The following is an 814-nucleotide window of genomic DNA, read 5'->3' on the forward strand; positions in this document are numbered from 1 at the left end:
CAGGAAAATTTGGCAGCGTCAAATGACGGGGTAGGTCAACTGCCAATTCAAAAGCCACTTCAACGGCCACTTCAAAAGCAACTGCAACTGTGGCTGCGCCTGCAAGGTCAAAAGCAACGGCCACTTCAAAAGCAACAGCAACTGTGGCTGCGCCTGCAAGGTCAAAAACAATTTCAAATCAGCCGTTTGAAATGGATAATTGATCACAGCATCTGCTGAACAAAAAACGTTTTAACGAGAAAAAAACCGAATAAAACTAGAATCATTAAAAACCATTATTTTCCAGTTGACCTCAGTTTTTTGTGGAGTTATTGTGTCAGCGGTTCCTCACAAAGGAACTCAGGTATGACAGCCTGCGATGTTTGAACCCGGACCGCGTCATGCGGTCTGGGCCCTAAGTTCGCCCTCTCTGGGCGGCGGTGCCGGGGAAGCCTTCGGGCTTGCTGGTTATTGGTTCAAACACCCAGTCTGTCAAACCCGTCATCCGCCGCCCACCCCGTTATCCAACGGGACCGGCAAAGCCCAGACTAAAGGATCGAACGATGCCCAATACCAAAGCTCCCGAACAATCTTCAGACGCCACTTCCCCTAACCAAAACCATCAAAAACTCAGCGACGCTATCGACTGTGAGCAGTCTATTTTCATGCTCGACTTCGCTACCCGCACCGCCGCATTTTCTCAAGCCTTTACTTTATTTATCAACATTATCGAAGCCAATGAGGCTTACCAATCCAATCCCAATCCTGCTAATACTGCCGCGCTAGCGCTCAGTGTTACCGATTGCGAGGTATTGAAAACATTCGCCATCGACAC

2 protein-coding genes are annotated in these 814 nt (G+C 48.8%); both read left to right on the plus strand.

What is annotated here, in order from left to right:
* Positions 1–219 (plus strand): hypothetical protein (locus ACVBEF_RS21285; RefSeq protein WP_447125886.1); only part of this gene is annotated, 219 nt, incomplete at its 5' end.
* 323 nt (positions 220–542) lie between these two features.
* Positions 543–814 (plus strand): hypothetical protein (locus tag ACVBEF_RS21290; RefSeq protein WP_447125887.1); only part of this gene is annotated, 272 nt, incomplete at its 3' end.

Source organism: Glaciimonas sp. GG7 (assembly GCF_052976905.1).